Here is a 20,703-nt window from a genome sequence, read left to right on the forward strand (position 1 = left end):
TTAACAGCCAGCAGCGAGTTTAGCTGCCTGGGCGGCGCCAGCATCCATAGTTTCCACCATGGTCACCTGCTCTAGGTTCGCTTCCTCTAAAATCTTGCGACCGGCCTCTACTGAGTTGCCGTCTAAGCGCACCACCAGTGGCTTAGTGGCTTTATCGCCCAAGATTTCGATTGCTTTCACAATCCCGGTAGCCACCTGGTCACAGGCAGTTATCCCGCCGAATACATTTACAAATACCGACTTGACCTGAGGGTCGCTGAGAATCACGTCCAGTCCATCAGCCATTACCTGCGCGGAGGCTCCGCCCCCAATATCCAGGAAGTTTGCTGGTTTCACCCCGTATTCTTCACCGGCATAGGCCACTACGTCCAGGGTGGACATCACCAGACCAGCGCCATTACCGATGATTCCCACTTGCCCATCTAGGTGGACATAGTTCAAGCCTTTTTCTTTAGCCTGGGCTTCCAAAGGATTTTCTGTGCGTTTATCTAGCAGTTCTTCATGAGCGGGATGACGGAAATGGGCATTATCGTCCAGGTTCACTTTTCCATCTAAAGCGATTATTTCGCCCTCTACCGTAGAGACCAGGGGGTTTACTTCTACTAGAGTAGCGTCCTCGCCCTGATATACGTTCCAGAGCCCTTTAAGCACCGCGGTGGCTTTAGAGATGAGTTCCTCGTCCTCGAAACCGGCTTCTTTGAGGATACTGCGCGCTACCGTCTCGTCGATTCCGGTGGCTGACAGAGGTACTTTCGCTAAAGCATCCGGACGTTCCTTGGCTAACTGCTCGATCTCCATCCCTCCCTCTTTGGAGCACATGGCCAGGTGGCGGCGGTTAGAGCGGTCAAGCAGAATCGAGAAATAATATTCGCAGGCAATATCGGCGCCAGCTGCGATTAGTACCTGACGCACAGTGTGACCTTTAATGTTCATCCCCAAGATTTTTTCGGCTTTTTCACGCGCCTCCTGAGGAGTGCGAGCAAGTTTAACCCCGCCAGCCTTTCCACGACCACCCGTCTTTACCTGCGCTTTTACCACCATTAGGGGGTGAGCGAGTTTTTCGGCAGCTTTTTGAGCTTCTTCGGGGGTTTCGACCACGATTCCAGGTAGTACGGGAACCCCGTATGCTTCGAAAAGATTGCGAGCCTGATATTCATAAAGATCCACTTGCATGTCCTCTCATCAAGTACCTCGACATCAAGATATAGGACTATAGTACCAAAGAGTTCGATAGCTTTTGCTGGGATAGGCGACTCCAGATTTAAGAGTTAATAGCATCAACCGTTTAAATTAGGGGAACTAGAAGAACCCCCAAGGTTTCCTACCGAGACTACAGGGTCAAAACCTTCAAGTTAGTCAGCTCAGGGATTTTGGGAACCGTGGTCATAGAGACACCCCACCAAGGCCCACCTCTCAGACAATCCGGCGAGATTATTGCCGTAAATATTGTCGAGTTGTTTCTGACAAAAGTAAAGGATAATCACCGGTCTTTACATAGTCGTCCTGTAGGGCGACTAGCTGTTCGCAAAGGATTTCCGGTAGTTCAATTTGTTTCTCAAAAGCGAGTGAAACAATAAAATCCAGATCCTCACCCTCACCGTATTCATAATCTTCTATCAATTGTTGCACTGCGGGATTAGCGGTTTTTTCGAGGTGACGCCGCAGCTTTTTATATAGCCCTAGGTAGGTTGGCACGAAATAATCCTATCTTTAGCAATGCTTATATTTATCGCTTCCCGATAAAGATGTGCATCTGTCTAAAGAGAAAACTTTCCGGTGCTAGGAGTAAATTCTTTAACCGCGAGGACTATCGATTAATCGTATTCCGGGAGACTATCTAACGCCGCCTTCCAGTCAGCGATTTTTTGGGGCACTCCTGGCTCATCTCCAAGAAACAGGTCAGTAAAGAACAGGATGGAATCGACGAAACCAGCCCCATCGCACTTTTCGTGACTGTCCAGAAGGGCTATTTGCTTAGGGGTAGCACGAGCTTCGAAGAAAGCACGCGAAGTAGCGTAGAACTCATCGTAGGTCATAATAAATCCACAAAAAAGCTGGCAAGCGTCACAGTACCGCTCAGCATAACATTTATAACTGCAGACTAAAGAACCATCCCCGCAGGTGCAGGGCATTTCGTCGGTTTACGATTTTCTGCACGGCTGCGTAGGGATCATCCCCGCAGGTGCGGGGCATTTCTAGCCACGACCTAGACACAGAAATTGCCACTGGGATCATCCCCGCAGGTGCGGGGCATTTCTCCTTTAGGTGTTGTGTAGGACTTTTACTTTGGGATCATCCCCGCAGGTGCGGGGCATTTAGCAGGTTTACGTCTGCGGTTAGGGTGTCGTAGGGATCATCCCCGCAGGTGCGGGGCATTTCGGAGTATCAAGCCCCTGCACAACAGCCTTGCCGGATCATCCCCGCAGGTGCGGGGCATTTTTCTACCGTTGCGTTTACCATTTTTATTGCTCCGGATCATCCCCGCAGGTGCGGGGCATTTGCGTGGCATTAGCGCACACTCCTAAAACACTTGGGATCATCCCCGCAGATGCGGGGCATTTCCGATTTGGCATAGACCCATGTATCCTAGCGAGGGATCATCCCCGCAGGTGCGGGGCATTTTGGTTGTCCACGGGGTTTTCTACTTCGTAAGTGGGATCATCCCCGCAGGTGCGGGGCATTTCTAGATTCCCTCCACGTCATGGATAAATCCCCGGGATCATCCCCGCAGGTGCGGGGCATTTACGGCGGGGTTATAGCTGAAATGCAGCGTCTTAGGATCATCCCCGCAGGTGCGGGGCATTTAGGGGCAGCAAAAGGCGCGATAACAAGTATCGGGGATCATCCCCGCAGGTGCGGGGCATTTATTACGTATTTGCCCGGCGGTCGCGGTTATTTCGGATCATCCCCGCAGGTGCGGGGCATTTTATTTGCTCACCGCGTTTGATGGCGTAATCAACGGATCATCCCCGCAGGTGCGGGGCATTTCGGCAGCGTGAGCTTTAGGGGTTTCACTAGTGGGGATCATCCCCGCAGGTGCGGGGCATTTAGACGCCCGCATTTTGTCTTTCGATGTCTCTTAGGATCATCCCCGCAGGTGCGGGGCATTTGCGGTGTTAGATAGAACTGACCTGGGTAACCTGGGATCATCCCCGCAGGTGCGGGGCATTTTTTCGCGGGATTTTTCCCAGGTTTTTTACCCTGGGATCATCCCCGCAGGTGCGGGGCATTTCAACACGAGGGCGGGCAGTTCGGCGAATGGAATAGGATCATCCCCGCAGGTGCGGGGCATTTAGCTAACCCTCACCGCGCCCCAATATGCGCCCGGGATCATCCCCGCAGGTGCGGGGCATTTACTCGTTGAGCTGGAATATCGATCCAAAATATCCGTCTCTAACGCAATCCTATAGGTAGCTACCTCAGATTTTTAGAATTTACGTTTACGCATTTTTCTACGCCTGGCAGCTATCGACCACCCATAGCCTTTAATATCACTAGTTTTCCCTTGCGGACATCCCGGTTCTCGTCTCTGCCTATCCCCCGCTGAACTATCACTTTTGATTCGCTCGGGTTGTTGCAACAATGTCATCCCTTCGAGTTCGATTGGATTCCATTTATGTCCAGCCGAGCGCACAGCATAACCTTGCTCATCGTTAGTGCTATATATCAGCAGAGCCTTACCCTGTTTCCGCTCCGCAACCACTAAATCCCACAGGTTCTCCCTCACCCGGGCAGACAATCTCCCCACGAATACTCCCGGCGAGGCCTCTAACAGCCAGCGAGTTATGTATCCGCGCAGCCCCGGAGGGCAGGCCGTCAAGACTAAAACCATCAAAACGGAGCCTCCCCTGCCTCTGCCGCATAGTTAGAGCCGCCCCCAACATTTCCTTGATAGTAATCCCACAACCGATTGCGGTTCTCCCGAACTTCTACCGAAGCATCTCGCTGGCCGGTAAGCAAAAAGATAATATCTTGCGTGCACCGTTTCAGCAGTCCCTTTTGGAATACCTGGTCACGCAGTTTAATCCGCATTCTGGTGGCAACATCTTGCTCTCCCTCAGAAACAATCTGGAATGCCAGTGGAATCACGAATTCAGCCTTATATAGGTCAGCAATATCAAACACAAAGGAGCGCGAATGCCCAGTGTGCACTATGCCGAGTCCCGGCGAACAACCTAGAGCACAAATAGCCGCATGGGCAATCCCATACAAAGTCGCGTTTACCAGCAGACAACGCCTGGTTAACCGTATCTCCTGCCGAGAAATCTTGGGAATCAAAAACTCTACCTGCCCAAGGAACCCTATATTCATCCGCCCAGCGCCGATACGCCTTTTTCATGCGGTGCCCTTCCCGCCCCCGCAGCTGCCGCATGGAGAGCCCCTCCACGTCCTCATCACCAAAACGCATTTGATACATCGCCCTGGCTACTTTGATTCTTTCATTTTGCGAGGACGAGCAACGCGCTTGCAGCTGCAACAAAGCATTCGAGTCAGCCAAACTACGTCCACTGGCATAGAAGCGCACCCCGTTTTCACCAACCCAAACCACGCTCACCCCACATTCACCTAAAAGGCTCATTGCCTGGTGAGAAATCGTAGATCCCGGTCCCAGCAGCAGCGATGAAATCGTCGCCGCCGGGACATGCATCGTTCCCTGCTCATCTCGCAGGGTCAAGGCATTTTCTGCACGATGCACTATGCAGCGTTCCGCATAGAGGAATGACCAGCGGTCTTCCACCCGCGGCAGTGATTGCCGCGGGACGGGCTTATTTGCGAGACCACCGCTCATTGCTAAACTACCTAGGAGCTAAGGTTAGCAGCCCGCATCCGTACGCCTTCGCTGCTCCTAAGCCATTTAGCATGGCGCTGCGCAGCAGTTCAGGATTTTTTACAGTCAGAATTCCTTCGAATGCTACCCGGTTCAAGGTAACTAAAGATCCCGGTCTCCCCGATTTTCCTCGCTGAAAACGAATGCGCTCTTTTTCCACGATTGCCACCGCCAAATCAGTTGCGCCACCAGTGGGCGGATTGACAGATACCCGGGGAATCTCAAACCCCCAGCCCTCTGCTCTAGACGCCAACCAATTAATACGGTCTTCATCTCTAACAATCGGAATCCGCTTAGATCGTTTAGTACCTTCAGCTTTCACCGCTCGAGTGGGAGTCGCCACTAACCTAAAGTTCCAGCTGCTTCCCTCCGCGAGTTGCTCTAAGAAATGCTGATAGCTTTTTACTCCGAACGAGGACGCTATTTCTGGCCACCCTGCCTCCTCGGCAAGTTGGGTTAAATCCGGACGCACCGGAGACTGTATATAGAGGTAATAACCCTTTTGATATCTATCCAGCCGCCAGAGAATCCGCGGAGGTTCCCCTCCCTCCCATTGGGAATCATGAAAACAGTTTTGCAAGATAGCTGCGTGCATCCGCTCCATAGAGGCGAGTAACCTGGTGGCTCCACGTCTCCGGGGGTTTAAAGCGCACCGTGAAAGATAAATTTCGCTCACCACATACCTCCCGGATTGTGGGTGGTTAGGAAGGACGGCTCGGTTTCGGCAGCTGCTATATCGGTAGCTACCTCGCATTTCCACCTGACTACGTCACGCCATTCGTATTGGCGATGGTGGGAATCGAAACTGAGCGGAACATCGTGCACTTGGTCAAAAATGCAGTCTTCACGTCTGTCTTCCGGTAGTAAATCCAGATCTGCAACCACCTCTAAACTTACTTTTCCATTTTCGAGGTCGAGGGGTGAAGAGGACGACCAGGCAGTTTTCCGCGATATTTTCTTTTGATACCACGGGGCTGCCTGCCAAGGGTAGTTGGCAAGTTCATCTATCAGATTTCCCTCTGACAGTTTTGGACGGATAGGAGTCATTGGCGGGAACGCCCTTCGCCCTAAATACAGCGGAAACTTTGGTTTAACCAAGGCTTCGTTAAGGGCTTCGATCAGGGAGGTTTCCCCACTGAGCCCGACAACAAATACCGCGTCTGACAGGTAATATCGGTCAGAAAGAGGATATGCAGTCTCACCATCAAAGGAATGGGTGGTATGAAAATCTCGTTCCCGAGTTCCGGGTTGATCGATGCGAACTGCCAATTTCAGGTCAACTAAGTCCTCGACAGGATCCACCCGCCGGCGTCCCTGTGCTGCCGCTAGCAGACCGATTATTCCGCTTTTGGAGGGCTCTGAGGACGTCCTGCGCTTAGTAAATCGAGACGAAGTCCCCCATGACTGCATTGGACCTTTGAGGGTCAAAAGCATATTCTTCATGATTATTCACCCTTGGCAAGCAGTTCAGTCACCAGGTTGTCTAAATCCGAAACTAACTGAGGGAACGCCACTGGTTCTTGGATTTTCCGGAGCTGCTCCCGCGAGTCCCCGACCCCGCAGGTGAACTGGGCAAGAGGCTTTACTCCATAAGCGTCCTCGATATCGGCTGCTTCTTTGACCAGTCGGGATACTGAGGGTGTTACGAAACCCGTGCCTTCTCGGGAGGTAATGGCATTCTCAAACGCCCCCACCACTCTGCTCAACCACCTGGGTACCCACCACGATTGCCCGCTTCGGGCGGCGAGATTTTCCGGGTTTTCCAAAGGTGCGCACCAGCCATTCATCGTTATCTTGACGATCTTGCTGGGTAAAACGAGAATGCACCAAACGAACGTCCTCTCCGAATACTGTCCGCAAGGTTTCATAGGTACGTTGCGCATTAGCGACCGTATTGCGTACTACCAGGGCACATCCCCCATTTTGGAGTCGTGTTTGCAGATCTGCGACCAGCCCAGCCTCGCCCTCCCAATGCTCCACTTCGATCTCTTTGGTAGTTAATACCGGCAGAGGGCGAACTTGAACTCCTGGCCCATCCGAGTAAGAAAGCGCTGGATATATGGGAGTTTGCGAGGACGAACCCGCCCCTTCCCCTTTGGCTTGCGCTGCGACTTGATTTCCTCCCACGACTACCGGTTTCCGCATCGCCGGAAATACCGAACCATCAAACGGTTCCGAAACTTTGTCCTTCTCTTTAGCAGCTTGCTTCAACTCTTGCCCTTTTTCATAGGCTGAAAATAGCTCTTCGCGCGCCCTCCGGGTTAAGGTTGCGGATAAAGCAATTACCGGAACCCCGAACGCCCCCAGCCATTGCACGGTTCTCTTCAGGAATTGGCTGGTGTAGACATCGTAGCTGTGCACTTCGTCAATGATGACAACTTTGTCGCTAATCCCCAGATGCCGCAAACTCACATGCTTGGTTCGGAGCGCGGAAAACAGCAAATGATCCACTGTACATACCACTACCGAGGCTAGCAGCGCAGCTTTCTTGTTAAACCAGCGATGTACTACTGCCGGCTGCCTACTGTGACCAGACTCTTCATCAATGCCCATTGAAGAACTCTGTCCCGGGGAAACCGCATTGCCGGAACTAGCAATTCTTCCGTATTGGATTTTCTTATAAAGGCCATTTAGGGCAGCATTTCCGTGCTGAAGTTTTAGGCTAAAACCACTTTTCGCCGAGATCTGCGCCCATTCGACAACTCTAGAAAACATGGCGTCCGTAGTAGCTTTTGTCGGTAGAGCCACCAACACCCCAGAAGTTCCTGCTCGCTTCGCCAAAATGGTGGCTGCCATTAACGCCGCCTCGGTCTTACCGGCCCCCATCACTTCCTCGATTATCATCATGCCGGGTAGCGCCATTTTTTCCGCGGATTCTACCGCTGCAACCTGCGCGGGGCGAGCATGAGTATCAGAGCCTAAAGCGAATAGGGTTTGCAACAGTTCATCAGGGTCGTGAGAGAGTATCTCTGGCTGCCAGGAGGGCGGCAAATGCAGCTTCTCCCAAGCAGCTTTAGTGCGATCGCGATGGTGATCAGGAGATAGCAACCTTTTCGGATATAGCTCGTTCCAGTCAACCAGTGGGAAAAGCTCTTGATTCGAAGCAATCCAGTCGGCCATCACGGTAATACCCGCCACCAAGCTTTGCCAGGTAGTTGGGAAAATCGCCTCTCGACACTGGCTTACTACCTCTTGGCTATCAGTCCATTCCATCCACCAATCTAGTAGTTCCCGGCGGGTCTGTTTCCAGGTTTTATCACCATTAATAACCTCAGGGAGATTGGGATTCGCCATATCATCATGTCGCTGCCAAGACACCGGGCGGCCATGATGAGCGCCGATTATCGACCCCAATTGTTTCGCAGTGGCGCATCTTTTCTCCGCCTTTCCTGGATTCCAGCGCGATTCCAGCCATTTTTCAAACGCTATTTCCCCTATCCAGGAGTGTGGATTGTCTCCGCGCAGTTCCTCTGCCCGCTGGTATTTGGTTAGGGAGTCGTCGCTGTTTTTAAATATCCGTTCATAAAGCTCGGTATTCTGGGTAAGGAACATAGGCGAGCATTTCCCAATGTCATGGGCGCCCACGATTAGCTTCAGTAAGGCTAAAGCGCTCCCCGAGGACTCTTTTATCCCCTGTACCCGCAATAACGGTTCTACTAACAGCTTCCGCTGTCGAGGGGACAGATATTTATCCCATATCAGCTCAGCCACTTCCCCCGAATCAGCCATATGCACAGCGAGCGGCAACCATTGCTTATTTCCGTCATCAGGCGGAGCAGCATTCCAAAAATTAGTTTTTGCCCAAATAGATAACGCTGCTTTCGAGAGCTGAGATTCTGACGCCATCCTCTTAGTAAACCTCATCGGTGAAGCCATTACCGGTCTTTCAATCTTCAGTATTACGCTAAAAAGTAAACAATAAATAACTCTATTCCCGTTTACCCAGGTCAAGGAGGATTATATAACCCTGCTAACCAGATTGCTGAACAGACTAGCACTAACCAGTGTTCAAGTAGTTATTCAGATTAGAGAATCATCAGGTTAAGCAATATCAGAGCACAGCCTCCGAAAACCACTGGCGCGGGCGAACGCTCAGCCCGCGTTTGCTACCTCCCCGCGCCAGCCCTCACGGGTTCGACCCCTCAGCTTATAAAATGGTTAATCCCCAGGATAAACCTGGGGATTAACCATTTGAGTTATCTAGCTGCCGAAGATGATACAAAGTGGGCAGCGGGACAGCGGTGGCTCGGGTGGGCTTTGTCGCTTGATAGCAAGCCAAAACGGCGGCCGGATCATTGCAGCACGAAGACCCGAGTCAGCGGCATGCGACAGCTTTTGCTTTCGAACAAATTTTCCGCGACGGAAAGCGGCGCAACCTTTACGCGCCACTCCCCTGTCGCGTAAAAGTTAGCTCTAGCGCGCACAGGTTGTATCGATGCTTGTGGCGCACCTGTGTTCGTATCATTATCCACATTGAAACTATCAGTAGAACTGTCACAGGTTCGCACAGCCCTTACAGGTAGGCTTGGCGTCCATCTGCAACATAGCTCTTAGTAAGCATATGTGGAGGAGCGGGTTAATCTCCCAAGTTTAGTTCTTGCATTTTGACGGCTATTTCTCCGCGTCTGGCCTCTAGTAAATTTATGGTGTCGCGCACGTAGCTTCCTACGGTATGTTCAGATAAGCCTGTAGCGCGGGCGATTTCCCGATTTGTGTACGACTTAGCGAGATACTGTGCAATTCTATATAAACGGTCAGGCAGCGTTTTTACACGTTTAGCAAAATCTTCATCAACACGTGTCTGGTTGCTTTGGATATAATAATTTAGCAGCATGTCTGTTGGGCGTTGATTAAGCACGGTTTTCCCGTTATAGGCATTGTGTAGTGCCGACACAATTTCTTCAGTTGACGTTTCTTTAGTGAGAAAACCTTTCGCTCCAGCAGCTAATGCTTCACGAAGCGTGTGTGGACGCTCAAAAGCAGTAAGCATCAAAACTATAGCCTCAGGGCGAATTTCTAATAATCGTTTCAGAGTTTCAATTCCATCTAATGTCGGCATGGCGATATCGAGCAGTGCCACATCCCACTGCACAGATTGTGCAATATTTAAAAGCTTAATCCCCGAGCTGGCAACTCCAACGAGTTCTATACTGGAGAAGCGTCGCAACAAATCGCTTTGCTGCTCACGATACATGCGAGAATCGTCAGCAAAAATCACCCGCAAGACATTTGCTTCGGGGGCAACGCTATCAGTCTGGAGTTTGTCCGTGTTGTTAAGACTCTTGGAGACCATTTATATTGCCTTTCCCAAGTGGGAGTTCGCCGTGAACATGCCACCAGTTATCTACGGTCCATATGTCTAACTCGCCTCCAGCGAATTCAAACTTTTCACGAAGATTGTTGAGTCCCCTACCTGAACTAATCACTGAATCGTGGGGTGCTGTGTGATACTGATTCTTCACCATCATTTCAATCGTGTCTGTGCTATAGGAAATACTCAAAACAGCATATGTTGACGGCGCACCATATTTGACTAAGTTGGTTGATGTTTCTCGGAGAAATGCTAGTAACACGCTCTTTATTTCCAGTGGAAGCTGTTCCAAATCCTTATCCTCATACTCCAGCTCGAGATTAATTCCTGCAGCTGAAGCGATACTTTCCGTTCTTGCCAGTGTAGAAATAAAGCTACTTCCTTGATCGTTAGATCCGTTTGTGTCATCTAGTAGTTGAATAATTTCTCGAAGCTCTTTCAGAGAAGCACGAGTTTGTTTCTCTAAAAAAACTAGCTTTTTTGCTAATGAGGTGTGGTCAATTATTCCTGCTTCTTGTCGCACTGATTCAGCAAGCTTTGTTATCACAGATAAAGTTCCCGCTAAAGAGTCATGCAACTGCATAGCTAGATTAGCTTTCAGTTGTTGTGCTTCTTCTAAGTTCTGCAATTTGGTTTTCCATAATTGCGCTACCGCAGCATCTCGTTCCTCTGCAGAACGACGCATAACATACCCTAGGACGAATCCAGTGCCGAGCATAAGTACCAACATCAAAGCAGCTGGAAGCTGAAACGAAACCGAAAACCAAAAACCTCCAAGCAAAGCTAACGCCCCTAAAATGGCGTCAATCTTGTAGCTATGCCAACCCCAAAGGAAAAATACCACAACGCATACATAACCAAGGATGCCTACAGAGGTAGCTGGAGCGACAATGAACGCAGTATCAAGCAGGAGAAAAATCCACCCGCCCAGCCGAGGACGCAAAGGGATCAGTATGGCGGCAACAAGCAAGAGCAGCACGCCTGCTCCACTTATGGAAGAATCCGCCCCGCCCAAGAAATACAAATCTATAACAGCAATGAAAACCAGAAGAAACCAGAAGATGAGACAGAAAAGCCCGTTGCTTTTGAGATTCTTGCTTATGTTAGAGATTAGGTTTTTAGCACTATCTACCGGCATATCCACGGGAAAATTTTACACACTGGATGAGCGGTAAGAACCACATGAGTCATATAGTTCCCTCCCTGATGCGAAAGATCTACCTCCCCATTTCCACTCACTCCTGCACTAGGCAAGAAAAAAGCAAGAATACACAGAGCAAGAACCCGCATGGCACCTCCTGAACTAGACTCTGTAACTCTTAAAGCAAGTCTACCTCTCCCCTAACACGCTCCGCATACCCCAATTTCGGGACATTGCGCATCATATAAATCTTAGGAGAGCATGGGAGATGCTGGAGCGCTCCAGAAAGATTAATCACACATCTACATGTAGGAGGTTAACTTATGTCGTTCAAGAAAGGAATCCTTACAGCAACTGCTGCGATTGCAATGCTGGCAGGTGGCACTGGTGTTGCCTATGCAGACAACAGTTATGTTTCAGGTCGGCTCAACACCTCTGGATCTCTTGTTCAATACGATTACACCCGAACGCACACTTTCAATGGGCCGATCAGCTTGAGTGTTAGCGATATGCCTAGAGGACATCTTCGTTTAGGGTTGCGTAACATGAAGCAATCAGGCGGTCCACAGTTTACTGGGACGTTGCAGTGGAATGCTAAGGGGGCGAAATCGTGGGATAACATCCTGAAAGGTACTCGATTCGCGTTCCAAGGTCGCATGAAGGCTTGTAACTGGTTCTGCGATAACACGTGGGGCGGTGACCTTACATACTGACAAGTTATGAAAATTTCAGTTATGCGAGCCGTCTCTGCGTGTCTGGTGTCAATGGTTCTGTTCCTATCTGGATGTACTACTGGTGACCCAGACACGCAGCAGGCAGAACGATCCAAGGATGTTCAGATTGTATCCACAATTTCTGTGGAAAAACGCCGGATTGCGCCAATGTTTTCCACGAAAGCAACTGTAGAGCAAGCGAAGTCTTTTGTTCTTTCGACATCTCAGCGTGGTCCTTACCGGTCTGCGGTTAAAGTAAACGATTCTGTAAAAGCTGGTCAAGTATTGGGGTGGAACAATGGTGTGGAGATTAAATCACCTGTAGATGCCATTGTGCGCAGAGTTGGGGAGACATCTGAACATCTCCCGATGTATTATCCCGTTTTTGAGCTGGAATATCAGGGGTTTGCTTTTACTGTAGATGCTCCTACGCTTTTATCTGTTGCTTCTATCGAGTCGTTGACTGGAAAGTTTCAGATTGAAAATGGTCTTGGCCCCACTGAGATTAAAGCTATCCTGGCTTCGCCTGGGGATCAAGAGTCGCTAGATAAAGATTTGACCGCAACAGTATCACACAATACAGAATTCCAAATCACCAATGCTGAAATCGCCACTAGTTTTCCTAAGCAGGAGAATTTAGCTGTGTTCGGGGAGAATCCATCTGGGCAAGATCCTGTTTTTGAATCCGGTGCGGAGCAGGGGCTAAGACCGCGAGTTGCTTCACAAAGCTTGGTATGCCTCATCGATAAAAATCAGCCAGTGCACCCTGGACAAGCGGCAACTGTGGTACTTAATGGACAAGCTAAAGCTGATGTTCTTGCTATACCTGTCAGTGCCGTTGCTGGCAGAACAGGAAAAGGTGCTGTCACTCTAGTAAAGGGCGAGAATAGTTCTCTCCTGGAGGTTGGCTTGGGTGTTTCCGATGGAGCTTATATTGAAATCACCTCTGGACTGAGTGAAGGTGACGTGATCAGCACTGTTGCCCCTAATCTTGATCCTCGAAAGAAATAGATGATGAGCGATGTGTTACTGCAGCTTGAAGACGTGACAGCGAGCGTGAAACTTGGACGCCGTCAAGTTTTAACAACAGTGGATAGCGTTTCTCTAAACATTATTCGCGGTACGTCTAATGCAATTATTGGGAAGTCAGGATCTGGAAAGACGAGCCTTATATCTATTCTGGGCTTGTTGAATTCAGATTTCACTGGTCGTTATATATATGGAGACTGTGATGTTTCTAGTTTGAGTGACCGGAGGCGTTCGAAGCTACGTGGCAGCAAAATTGGTTTCGTATTCCAAAACTATTCGCTTATCCGGCACCTTAACATAGCCCAAAACGTCGATCTAAGCCTACACTACGCACATGAGAATCTTTCTCGCAAGCAGCGAGTCGAGCGCATTAAGAAGGCTCTTGAGGATGTTGATTTAGCAGAACGCCGTAAGGAGTACCCTGGAAGCCTTTCTGGTGGCGAACAGCAGCGAGTAGCGATTGCACGTGCGTTAGTGCTGCGCCCTGAATTATTGATCTGCGATGAACCAACAGGAGCGCTCGATACTGATACGGGGATACAAGTGCTCAATGTACTGATGGAACTCGTGAAATCCTCACATACTACGCTTGTGCTCGTCACTCACGATAAAGACGTAGCTGCACGTTGCGAAAATCTTATGTATATGGATTCTGGAAGGCTTACTCATGCTTAGGATGATTATCCAAGATCTGCGAATCTCTCCAGGACGGGCATTTCTCACGGGGTTTTCAATGCTCATCGGGATCGTTGCCGTTATTGTTTCTGTGCTCGCTGGGACTATCGGAAAAGAATACCTTGCCTCAACTATTGAACAGCTCTATGGTCGGGCACCCACATATTCGATGTCGATTAGTTCACCACACTTCTCTGACTCCTCAGCCCTATCAGACCTGATCGGCGCACTCGATAAACACAAGTTGCACGCTGCACTAGCTCTTACTCCAGGCGAAGAGCATTCCTACATTACCAACCATGACTTAGACAATCCTCCCACGACGAAAGATCTTTCTAGTGGGCTGAGTGTTGATACGGTTTACACCACGGCCAACTATGCACAGGTGTACAACTTACCAATCGTGCAAGGACGCTGGTTAACACCGGTCAATCAGATGCCTCGTTTGGAATTAGTAGCAAACAAATCTGCCGCCCAGAATTTTCCTCTCCATTCCTATGCGTATATAACGACTCAATCAACAGTCACACCAACCCCGCTTGAAGTTACTGGAATCGTCAACGATGGGTTGAGCGATCCACGCATATACGTAAATGTGGAAGGCCTCGCCACCTTAGCTCCTCACCTATGGAACAGCACAAACGCTGTTTTCTATTGGCACGATACCTCTTCTCGAACAAATGAGCAGCGCTCAACACTTATTGCCGATTTACTACACGACTATGCCCCTGGTACGACTAACACCATTAGCCGTACTGATTCTCGAGACTACGAGGAAGTATTGAACATCATTTCCCTCAGTTTTATCGCCACCTCCATATTACTGCTTGTCGTTGCTGCCATCGGGCTAATCAATATAGGTCTTGCAAGCATTGAACAACGAGCACATGAACTCCTCATCCGCCGTGCCCTAGGAGCAACAAGAGGATCCGTCGCGCTGCAAGTCATCGGCTCATCTATTCTGCTTGCTGCCATAGTTTTCAGCGTAGCCATTGCGCTCTCAATCATAATCGTGGAAATTATCCCCACGTTCCTTCCATCAGACAGCCCAAGCCCTAAACCCCAATACCCCTATGTTGCTGCTATAGCAGCGGTTGGAGCTTCCATTATTACTGCTCTTATCGGGTCAATCGCGCCAGCTATCCGCGCAGCACGACTCCAACCCGCTCTAGCTTTACGCTGATTAAAACAAAGAAAAGAAAGGAACACCATGAACAACAAAAAGAAGCGAACAAGAATCATCGGGGCGGCACTTGCATGCACTTATGCGTTGTCAATGACCGCGTGCACTCAGCAAGATGAGGCACAAAGTTCTGAAGAACTCAGCATAGTTTCCTATGACGAAATAAATAAGGAATATCAAGATTCCGTTGCTCAGCTCGACTGGCCAGATTCATACACCCCACCAGCAAATCTCGAAGCTGAGGATACCAAGCTAACGTTCCAATCAGGATACGGGGACACGCGCGCTTCTCTGTTATTTGAATGCGCATGGGAACAAGAATGGCTCAACAACTACACCACAGACACAGACAAAGCTGATAAAGCAATCGAGCAACTCAGCAAAGTACCTGAGATGGGCTACATGAGTCCCGAACGCGCCGACGATGCCACACGTAGATTCTTTAAAGACTATCTTGACCGCGCCAAACTCGCAGACCCTTCAGGATTCCAAGAAAACATCGACAATAACTGCCCTGCCAATTGACCACGTTCACACAAGGCATAGCTTAGGATACAAAGTGGGCGGCGGGACAGCGGTGGTGAAGATGGGATTTGTTGCTTGATAACAAGACAAAATACAGATAGAAAGGTCGCGCCTCGAGATCCGGATTGGGTTGCTACGACAGCGTAGCGCATCACGGCTAAATGCACGATCTAAGATTTTTGGAGCAAACTTCACTTCGATAAAACCGTGCCGCGAAATTGTTGGGTCTGCCGCGAAAAGGTTGCTCCACGTCCCTCTGCCGGATTACACAAGCGTCCATATTGGACACAAGGGCGGCGAGGTGGCGGCGGTGAGTCGACCGGACTTTTGGCTTGATACTAGGCGAAATGGCGCTCGCGGCTACTCGTTCAATGCCGGCTTCTCGCCCTGATCCCAGTCGCAATTCCTTTTGAGGACAAAGAAGCACGGCGCCTGTGAACCCAATGACCCTGCCAAAGAAGAGACTCGCGCAAAGGTACGAGAGTCGCCAAAAGGTACAGATTAGCTGCCGAAATACCTGGATTAGTGAGCGTTTTAAATCATGTACATGACCAGCGAATTCACTATCTAAGCGCCGTGCGCTGCCACTGCGGCGTGAATACGGATGAACATCAAAACTAGTGAATTCTTGCACCATCGCCATCTAATCGGGACGTTCGGTGACATCGGCTTTTGGGAAGGCATCTATAATAAAGATACTCCCCCATAAATCTCGCTGTACCTTGCATTGACATATTCGTCGAGAGAGCTTGTTCCCGCTCGTCGCGCTGTTACTCAACCTGAAAGGATTCACGTTACATACGGCGAATCTCAGATCAGGCTTGAAAGTCCAGATCTTCGAGGGGCATTCCGTATAGGAGCATAAAACACATAAGCATCGTTACCCTCCTTATATAAGCATAAGTGCGGAAATACTTCACTCGCGTAGATCAATTTATTATCAGGGAACTCAACAGATGAATATGAATATACATTAGTGGCGGTTGCACTCGCGTTCGGGCGACTTTATGAACATTCTGGGTGGTGTTTCTTATCAATCTAAAAAGGACTTAGCTCTCGCGCAATCTCGGTCTTCTTATTTGCACGAATGCCACTGATAACCCACTTATCTCCAGACTTTTCCATGGCGTATAAATCCTTGACCAGCTTATCTTCCACTTCGGAATCACGAGAGTTGTAAGCACCTTTTTGAAATCGAAATGCCGTTGCTCATGAAGATGTTCCGCAGCAACCTGCTACCTCAGAGACCAACTGAGTTTTATCGAAGCCTCCAACCCAAGTTCATGGTGTGCAGGCGTAAACATCGGAAATTTGTGCTTGCCGCTTTCATTAATCGATAGCTTTACGAATAAAATCCTTGGCTTTTGAAAGCTCGCCAGGACTTAAGTAGCGAACTTTTGCATATGCCAAGTCCAATTTCGAGAAAGTCTTCTTTCCATCATCAATCCAAGTCATCAAAGCTTTTAATTCCGATGCGGATAAATCTTTTAGCAACGGCTCAACATCTTCAAACGTGTCAGGATTTTTTAACAAGTTTCTAATCGGTTCATTACATCTGGCGCACTCTGTTTGAAGATTTTCAAGGGTGGCTTCACCTAGCCGTTGGTTTGGTATTCTGTGTCCAACGGTCATTCTTGCCTTACTGCCCGGCATATCTGGATATTCATCGCCAACTGATATTCCACAGATAACACACGTGTTGTTATCGCGGGCAAACACTTGCCTTCTAAGCTTGTTAGAAATAGCGTCTCGCTCGGCTCTTTCGCCAAGCCAGAGGCGTAGACCTCTTTTCACGAGCCTATAAGAATCCATTGGTAAAGACTTGTCATCTTTGTATCCAACTACAACCCAGCCTTGTTCTCGCAATTCTCGCATTCTGCGATCAGACTGTGTTTGTTTTTCTATTTGAGCCGCAGCCCTAACTTCAGCCATGGTGAAAGTGCCACCTTCTGAGACATTGAACCACAGATAAGCAGCAATCCGTTTCGTGGTACCACCTACCGTCCACCACGGAACACCGTCACTGGTTAATTTACTATCCTTCTGTACATACACGCTTAAGGCTAACACAGCGGTGTATATATGAAGGAGCCGTAGTAAATACTTTCTAGCTCATTTCAGAAGCGCCAAGCTCTAGTGCGCGCAATATCTCGACTCCTACGCTACGTGCTACGGGCGGAGGAAAGGCATTGCCCACTTGCCGATATGCAGGAGTCTTTTTCCCTTCAAAGATCCATGTTTTTGGAAAACCTTGTATGGCAGCTGCCATCGCAACTGTGAGACGAGGTATGCCAGCAAAGTCCTCAGCTGGGGAACTATCTGCTAAGCCCTTCCCATCTACACCTAGCTCCAGCCATCCATTCTTGGCTCGAGTAGGCCCTAAATCTGCTCCACCGTGCTTCTTTGACCCGCCAACAAGCGTGGGAGCGAGTCCTGCTGCTCGTTCAGCCCAGTCACCAGCTCCTTCCCAACCATTCTCAAGCATAAACGGATACAAGGCTTCACCTACAGTTCGCATGGATTCGTTTGGCTCGGGCCAAGAATAGTACATGGCGTAGGGCATTTTCATTAATACAAGTATGGCTCGATATCTCGTTTGGGGGACACCAAAATCTGCTGCATTAAGTAGATTCCAACCACATGCGATATACCCCATGCGTTCAAATTCTCGAAGAATTTCCGTCCGATAAGTTTTGAACTTATCGCTCAGTAGCCCTCGGACATTTTCAATCATGATTGCTTTAGGATTAAGCTCCTTAGCAAGACGAATCATCTCAGGAAAAAGATCACGCTCATCCTCTTTGCCTTGCTGCTTACCAGCAATAGAAAACGGAGGACAAGGCACACCGCCAGCAAGCAAATCAACGTCCTGTAATGAATCCTCAGGAGACCACGAGCGAACATCAGTTTCAACTACATTCCAGTTTGGTCGATTTGTGCGTAGGGTCGCACAAGCAGCTCTATCAATCTCAACACATGCAAGATGCTCAAAACCTGCTTCTTCAAGACCTAGTGCTTGCCCTCCTGCGCCAGCGCAAATCTCAACTGAAGTTCGTTTTGATTTTGTGCTCACTAAGCAGTCTCCTTCACACAAAGCTCAAGGACAGGTCAAACTCTTCAGGGAATGAACCGTACCCAAATCGTCATTGTGCGATTCTACCCTGGTGTCCCCTAATATGCCATAGTAGGATTTCTTGCTCTTCGGTTGGTGGAAATCTGATAACCCAGAATTTATACACGGTCCTTTCGGCTCCACTTCTCCCCGAACAGGGCGTGCTCGTTGTTGTCAAGCTTGAGCACCATGGTCTGCTGGATGATGGCTTTGGCTTCGTCAGTGCAGTCACTAACTTTGTCAACGGCTATGAAGATTTGCTTTTCTACCTGGTCGTTGTATACGCGGATGAGGTTGCTGAGGTCGGTGCGTGACATGGAGTCGAACATGATCGAGTCGTGCGCGATGGCCGGGAGCGCTGTGTTCTGCGCTATCGCCAGGTCGTAAATGATGACGCCACGATGGTTAGTGCCGGTGCCTTTGTCTCTTGGGGTTTCAAAGTCGTAGCTGTTGAATGCGTTGAGTGAGAGCTTTGGCGCGTTGTATTCGCCGCCGGTTACTTCTTCATTGATGGCTTCCATCTGGCTGTTGATTGCGATTTGAATGTGCGAGAGCACGGCATCGAGCTGTTGTTGGTAGCGGGTATTGGCCTGTTGCTTTTCTTTTTGGAGCCGGTCGCGAGTATCAAAAGCGTCGTTTTCGTCTTGTAGCTTATTGATGCGCCGATCGAGTTCTGTGTAGGCGTCCAAGAACTCGTCTGTGAATGCTTTTGAAGCCGGTATGGAATCTATACGTGCCAGTAGCTCAGTCGCCTGCTCCTCTAGTGTTGCAAGTAGCTTGGTGACGTGGGCGTGAGCTGCTTCGAGTTCTTCACCGAGGATAGCTTGTATCTTCGTGTGAAACTTTTCGATTTCCACGAGCTTTGCAAGGTTCGCCCCTGGGAAGAATTCTTGCAGACTTTTGAGGTCAGCTTCGGTTGGGTATGCTCCGTGGTGGAGATTCAGGTCAAGCAGATGTAGTTCGTCTTTCTTGCTTGTAATCTCGCGGTGCAGATCATTGAGCTGGCGCTTGAGCTCGTTACGTTCGTTCGCTTTCTCGATTTCTGTCGGTTCTACATCAGTCTCATCGGATTGGGCGAGTTTGCGCCGGTCTTCCTCTAGAGTAGCGATTTCTACTACGTTCTGTTTGTATTTGGTCATCCCGTCGACAGCGGAGGGTATGAACTCATAGCGGCGTGCCGCTTTGAATGCAGAGATTTTGTTTTCGGCTTGTTGCAGTTGTTCTTTGAAGTCTTTGATTTCGTCGTAGTACCCGAATAGCGAGATTAGGACGGTGATTGCGTCCTTTTGGGATTCGTCTCCTCCTCGGGTTTGGAGAGGTTTAAGTTCGTTGTGGTTGTTCTTGCCGTAAATGCGGAAAAAGCGGCTGAGGGTATTCCTGTATTTCAGTCCTGGCAGGTCCATGTGGTATTTCGCAGCAAGCCAAGCGTTGAACTCTTCAATTTTCATTGTGCCGATGACGGTTTGGTTTTCATCGATTTGTGCGACAAGTTTTGGATCGGTGGGAGTTCTAGCGAAGTGGTACTGCCCGTCAGCGAATTCGAATGTGAAGTAAATCGTGTGGTCGTCCAGTTCTTTGACAGCATCACTACCAACATACGTGTTGCCGCCGAATGCGAAGTCAATGATGAGCATCATGGTTGATTTGCCGATAGATCCGGCTTCGCCTTTGATTGCTCCGAGGATGGTGTTCAGGCCGCGAGTGAAGTTGATGGGTGGGCGGGGTTGCCCGGCTTCTCGGAAAAGTTGGCAGCTGATTTGTTTTAGCATCGGTGCAGTTTCCCTTCTTCATCAAGCTCAATCCGGCCAAGCGCATATAGGCAATCCAGGGCTTCAATGAGCCTAGTTGGATCAGTATTGGTGCGGGCAAGAGCTAGGGCAATCTCGTTAGGTGTTTTTGGGGTATCGAGGTGGCGCAGGATTTCTGGCAGCAGTGGCAGCACGCTGTCTTGGTAGGCGAAGAGTTTACTTGGTAGCAGCATCGAACACCTCGCAGGATTGAACGAAGTGGGAAATCACGTAGGCGTATCTGGGTTAATACCCAAAACTTACACTCCAGAAATTCCCTCACCAGCCGAACTCGCTGGCTCTCGATTACTGTGTGCCAAAGTATGCGATGAACAACCTACAATCAAGAACACTCTTCCAAGACGAGATATTGCCCATATGGCAGCCACAGCTCTTGGA

General features: G+C 49.5%; 21 protein-coding genes and 1 CRISPR repeat array. Of the genes, 5 read left to right on the forward strand and 16 right to left on the reverse strand.

All coding sequences use genetic code 11. From position 1 onward, the window contains the following. The 12 genes from sucC to PG728_RS07385 form a co-directional block, all read right to left on the reverse strand. Nucleotides 1–1,167: an ADP-forming succinate--CoA ligase subunit beta gene (gene sucC, locus PG728_RS07335; RefSeq protein ID WP_270626783.1), complete on the reverse strand. Its 1,167-nt coding sequence runs from the start codon at nt 1,165–1,167 to the stop codon at nt 1–3. Between the two features lie 264 nt (nt 1,168–1,431). Continuing rightward, nucleotides 1,432–1,695 carry a hypothetical protein gene (locus PG728_RS07340; RefSeq protein WP_270626724.1) on the reverse strand — a complete coding sequence of 88 codons (264 nt, stop codon included), beginning with the start codon at nt 1,693–1,695 and terminating at the stop codon, nt 1,432–1,434. Nucleotides 1,696–1,814: 119 nt separating this feature from the next. After that, nucleotides 1,815–2,036: a hypothetical protein gene (locus PG728_RS07345; RefSeq protein WP_072509173.1), complete on the reverse strand. Its 222-nt coding sequence runs from the start codon at nt 2,034–2,036 to the stop codon at nt 1,815–1,817. A 70-nt stretch (nt 2,037–2,106) separates the two neighbouring features. Next, nucleotides 2,107–3,355: direct repeats of the CRISPR family, unit length 28 nt; unit sequence GGATCATCCCCGCAGGTGCGGGGCATTT. 72 nt (nt 3,356–3,427) lie between these two features. Then, nucleotides 3,428–3,832, reverse strand: a complete 405-nt coding sequence (gene cas2e / locus PG728_RS07350) for a type I-E CRISPR-associated endoribonuclease Cas2e (protein WP_270626726.1) — start codon at nt 3,830–3,832, stop codon at nt 3,428–3,430. After that, complete coding sequence (locus PG728_RS09330; RefSeq protein WP_333558170.1) at nt 3,832–4,089, reverse strand: hypothetical protein; 258 nt, start codon at nt 4,087–4,089, stop codon at nt 3,832–3,834. Before PG728_RS09330 ends, cas2e begins: the two co-directional genes overlap by 1 nt. 28 nt (nt 4,090–4,117) lie before the next feature. Further along, nucleotides 4,118–4,789: a type I-E CRISPR-associated endonuclease Cas1e gene (cas1e, locus tag PG728_RS07355; RefSeq protein WP_333558171.1), complete on the reverse strand. Its 672-nt coding sequence runs from the start codon at nt 4,787–4,789 to the stop codon at nt 4,118–4,120. A 7-nt stretch (nt 4,790–4,796) separates the two neighbouring features. Further along, nucleotides 4,797–5,582 (reverse strand): type I-E CRISPR-associated protein Cas6/Cse3/CasE, encoded by a 786-nt coding sequence (cas6e, locus tag PG728_RS07360; protein ID WP_270626727.1) that lies wholly within the window; start codon nt 5,580–5,582, stop codon nt 4,797–4,799. After that, nucleotides 5,501–6,271: a type I-E CRISPR-associated protein Cas5/CasD gene (gene cas5e / locus PG728_RS07365; RefSeq protein ID WP_270626728.1), complete on the reverse strand. Its 771-nt coding sequence runs from the start codon at nt 6,269–6,271 to the stop codon at nt 5,501–5,503. Before cas5e ends, cas6e begins: the two co-directional genes overlap by 82 nt. Nucleotides 6,272–6,273: 2 nt before the next feature. Then, the gene (locus tag PG728_RS07370) at nt 6,274–6,522 is read right to left on the reverse strand and encodes a type I-E CRISPR-associated protein Cas7/Cse4/CasC (protein WP_270626729.1); all 249 of its coding nucleotides are present in this window, start codon (nt 6,520–6,522) and stop codon (nt 6,274–6,276) included. Then, nucleotides 6,509–8,674 (reverse strand): CRISPR-associated helicase Cas3', encoded by a 2,166-nt coding sequence (gene cas3 / locus PG728_RS07375; protein ID WP_270626730.1) that lies wholly within the window; start codon nt 8,672–8,674, stop codon nt 6,509–6,511. Before cas3 ends, PG728_RS07370 begins: the two co-directional genes overlap by 14 nt. A 730-nt stretch (nt 8,675–9,404) precedes the next feature. Continuing rightward, nucleotides 9,405–10,121 (reverse strand): response regulator transcription factor, encoded by a 717-nt coding sequence (locus tag PG728_RS07380; RefSeq protein ID WP_270626732.1) that lies wholly within the window; start codon nt 10,119–10,121, stop codon nt 9,405–9,407. Continuing rightward, on the reverse strand, nt 10,102–11,277 hold the full coding sequence (locus PG728_RS07385; RefSeq protein ID WP_270626784.1) for a sensor histidine kinase: 1,176 nt from the start codon (nt 11,275–11,277) through the stop codon (nt 10,102–10,104). Before PG728_RS07385 ends, PG728_RS07380 begins: the two co-directional genes overlap by 20 nt. 326 nt (nt 11,278–11,603) lie before the next feature. Here PG728_RS07385 and PG728_RS07390 point away from each other — a divergent pair, with 326 nt between their 5' ends. The 5 genes from PG728_RS07390 to PG728_RS07410 all read left to right on the forward strand — a co-directional run bounded on the left by PG728_RS07390 (nt 11,604) and on the right by PG728_RS07410 (nt 15,405). Beyond that, nucleotides 11,604–11,993: a hypothetical protein gene (locus PG728_RS07390; RefSeq protein ID WP_270626734.1), complete on the forward strand. Its 390-nt coding sequence runs from the start codon at nt 11,604–11,606 to the stop codon at nt 11,991–11,993. 6 nt (nt 11,994–11,999) lie between these two features. Further along, on the forward strand, nt 12,000–13,004 hold the full coding sequence (locus PG728_RS07395; protein WP_270626735.1) for an efflux RND transporter periplasmic adaptor subunit: 1,005 nt from the start codon (nt 12,000–12,002) through the stop codon (nt 13,002–13,004). Beyond that, complete coding sequence (locus tag PG728_RS07400; protein WP_270626736.1) at nt 13,005–13,697, forward strand: ABC transporter ATP-binding protein; 693 nt, start codon at nt 13,005–13,007, stop codon at nt 13,695–13,697. A 1-nt stretch (nt 13,698) separates the two neighbouring features. Next, a complete protein-coding gene (locus tag PG728_RS07405; RefSeq protein ID WP_270626737.1) occupies nt 13,699–14,880 on the forward strand; it encodes an ABC transporter permease in 1,182 nt (393 codons plus the stop codon). A 93-nt stretch (nt 14,881–14,973) separates the two neighbouring features. Then, nucleotides 14,974–15,405 carry a hypothetical protein gene (locus PG728_RS07410; RefSeq protein ID WP_270626739.1) on the forward strand — a complete coding sequence of 144 codons (432 nt, stop codon included), beginning with the start codon at nt 14,974–14,976 and terminating at the stop codon, nt 15,403–15,405. 1,329 nt (nt 15,406–16,734) lie between these two features. On the opposite strand, the gene PG728_RS07415 is transcribed toward PG728_RS07410, so the two are convergent. The 4 genes from PG728_RS07415 to PG728_RS07430 all read right to left on the reverse strand — a co-directional run bounded on the left by PG728_RS07415 (nt 16,735) and on the right by PG728_RS07430 (nt 20,498). Beyond that, a complete protein-coding gene (locus PG728_RS07415) occupies nt 16,735–17,337 on the reverse strand; it encodes an HNH endonuclease (RefSeq protein WP_270626741.1) in 603 nt (200 codons plus the stop codon). Between the two features lie 175 nt (nt 17,338–17,512). After that, nucleotides 17,513–18,478, reverse strand: a complete 966-nt coding sequence (locus PG728_RS07420) for a DNA cytosine methyltransferase (protein ID WP_270626743.1) — start codon at nt 18,476–18,478, stop codon at nt 17,513–17,515. A gap of 158 nt (nt 18,479–18,636) precedes the next feature. After that, nucleotides 18,637–20,286, reverse strand: a complete 1,650-nt coding sequence (locus tag PG728_RS07425) for a DUF2326 domain-containing protein (RefSeq protein ID WP_270626745.1) — start codon at nt 20,284–20,286, stop codon at nt 18,637–18,639. Next, complete coding sequence (locus PG728_RS07430; RefSeq protein ID WP_270626747.1) at nt 20,280–20,498, reverse strand: ABC-three component system middle component 7; 219 nt, start codon at nt 20,496–20,498, stop codon at nt 20,280–20,282. The genes PG728_RS07425 and PG728_RS07430 overlap by 7 nt, the downstream gene beginning before the upstream one ends. Nucleotides 20,499–20,703 lie beyond the last annotated feature (205 nt).

It is taken from the genome of Varibaculum timonense, assembly GCF_027694345.1.
Classification (GTDB): domain Bacteria; phylum Actinomycetota; class Actinomycetes; order Actinomycetales; family Actinomycetaceae; genus Varibaculum; species Varibaculum timonense_A.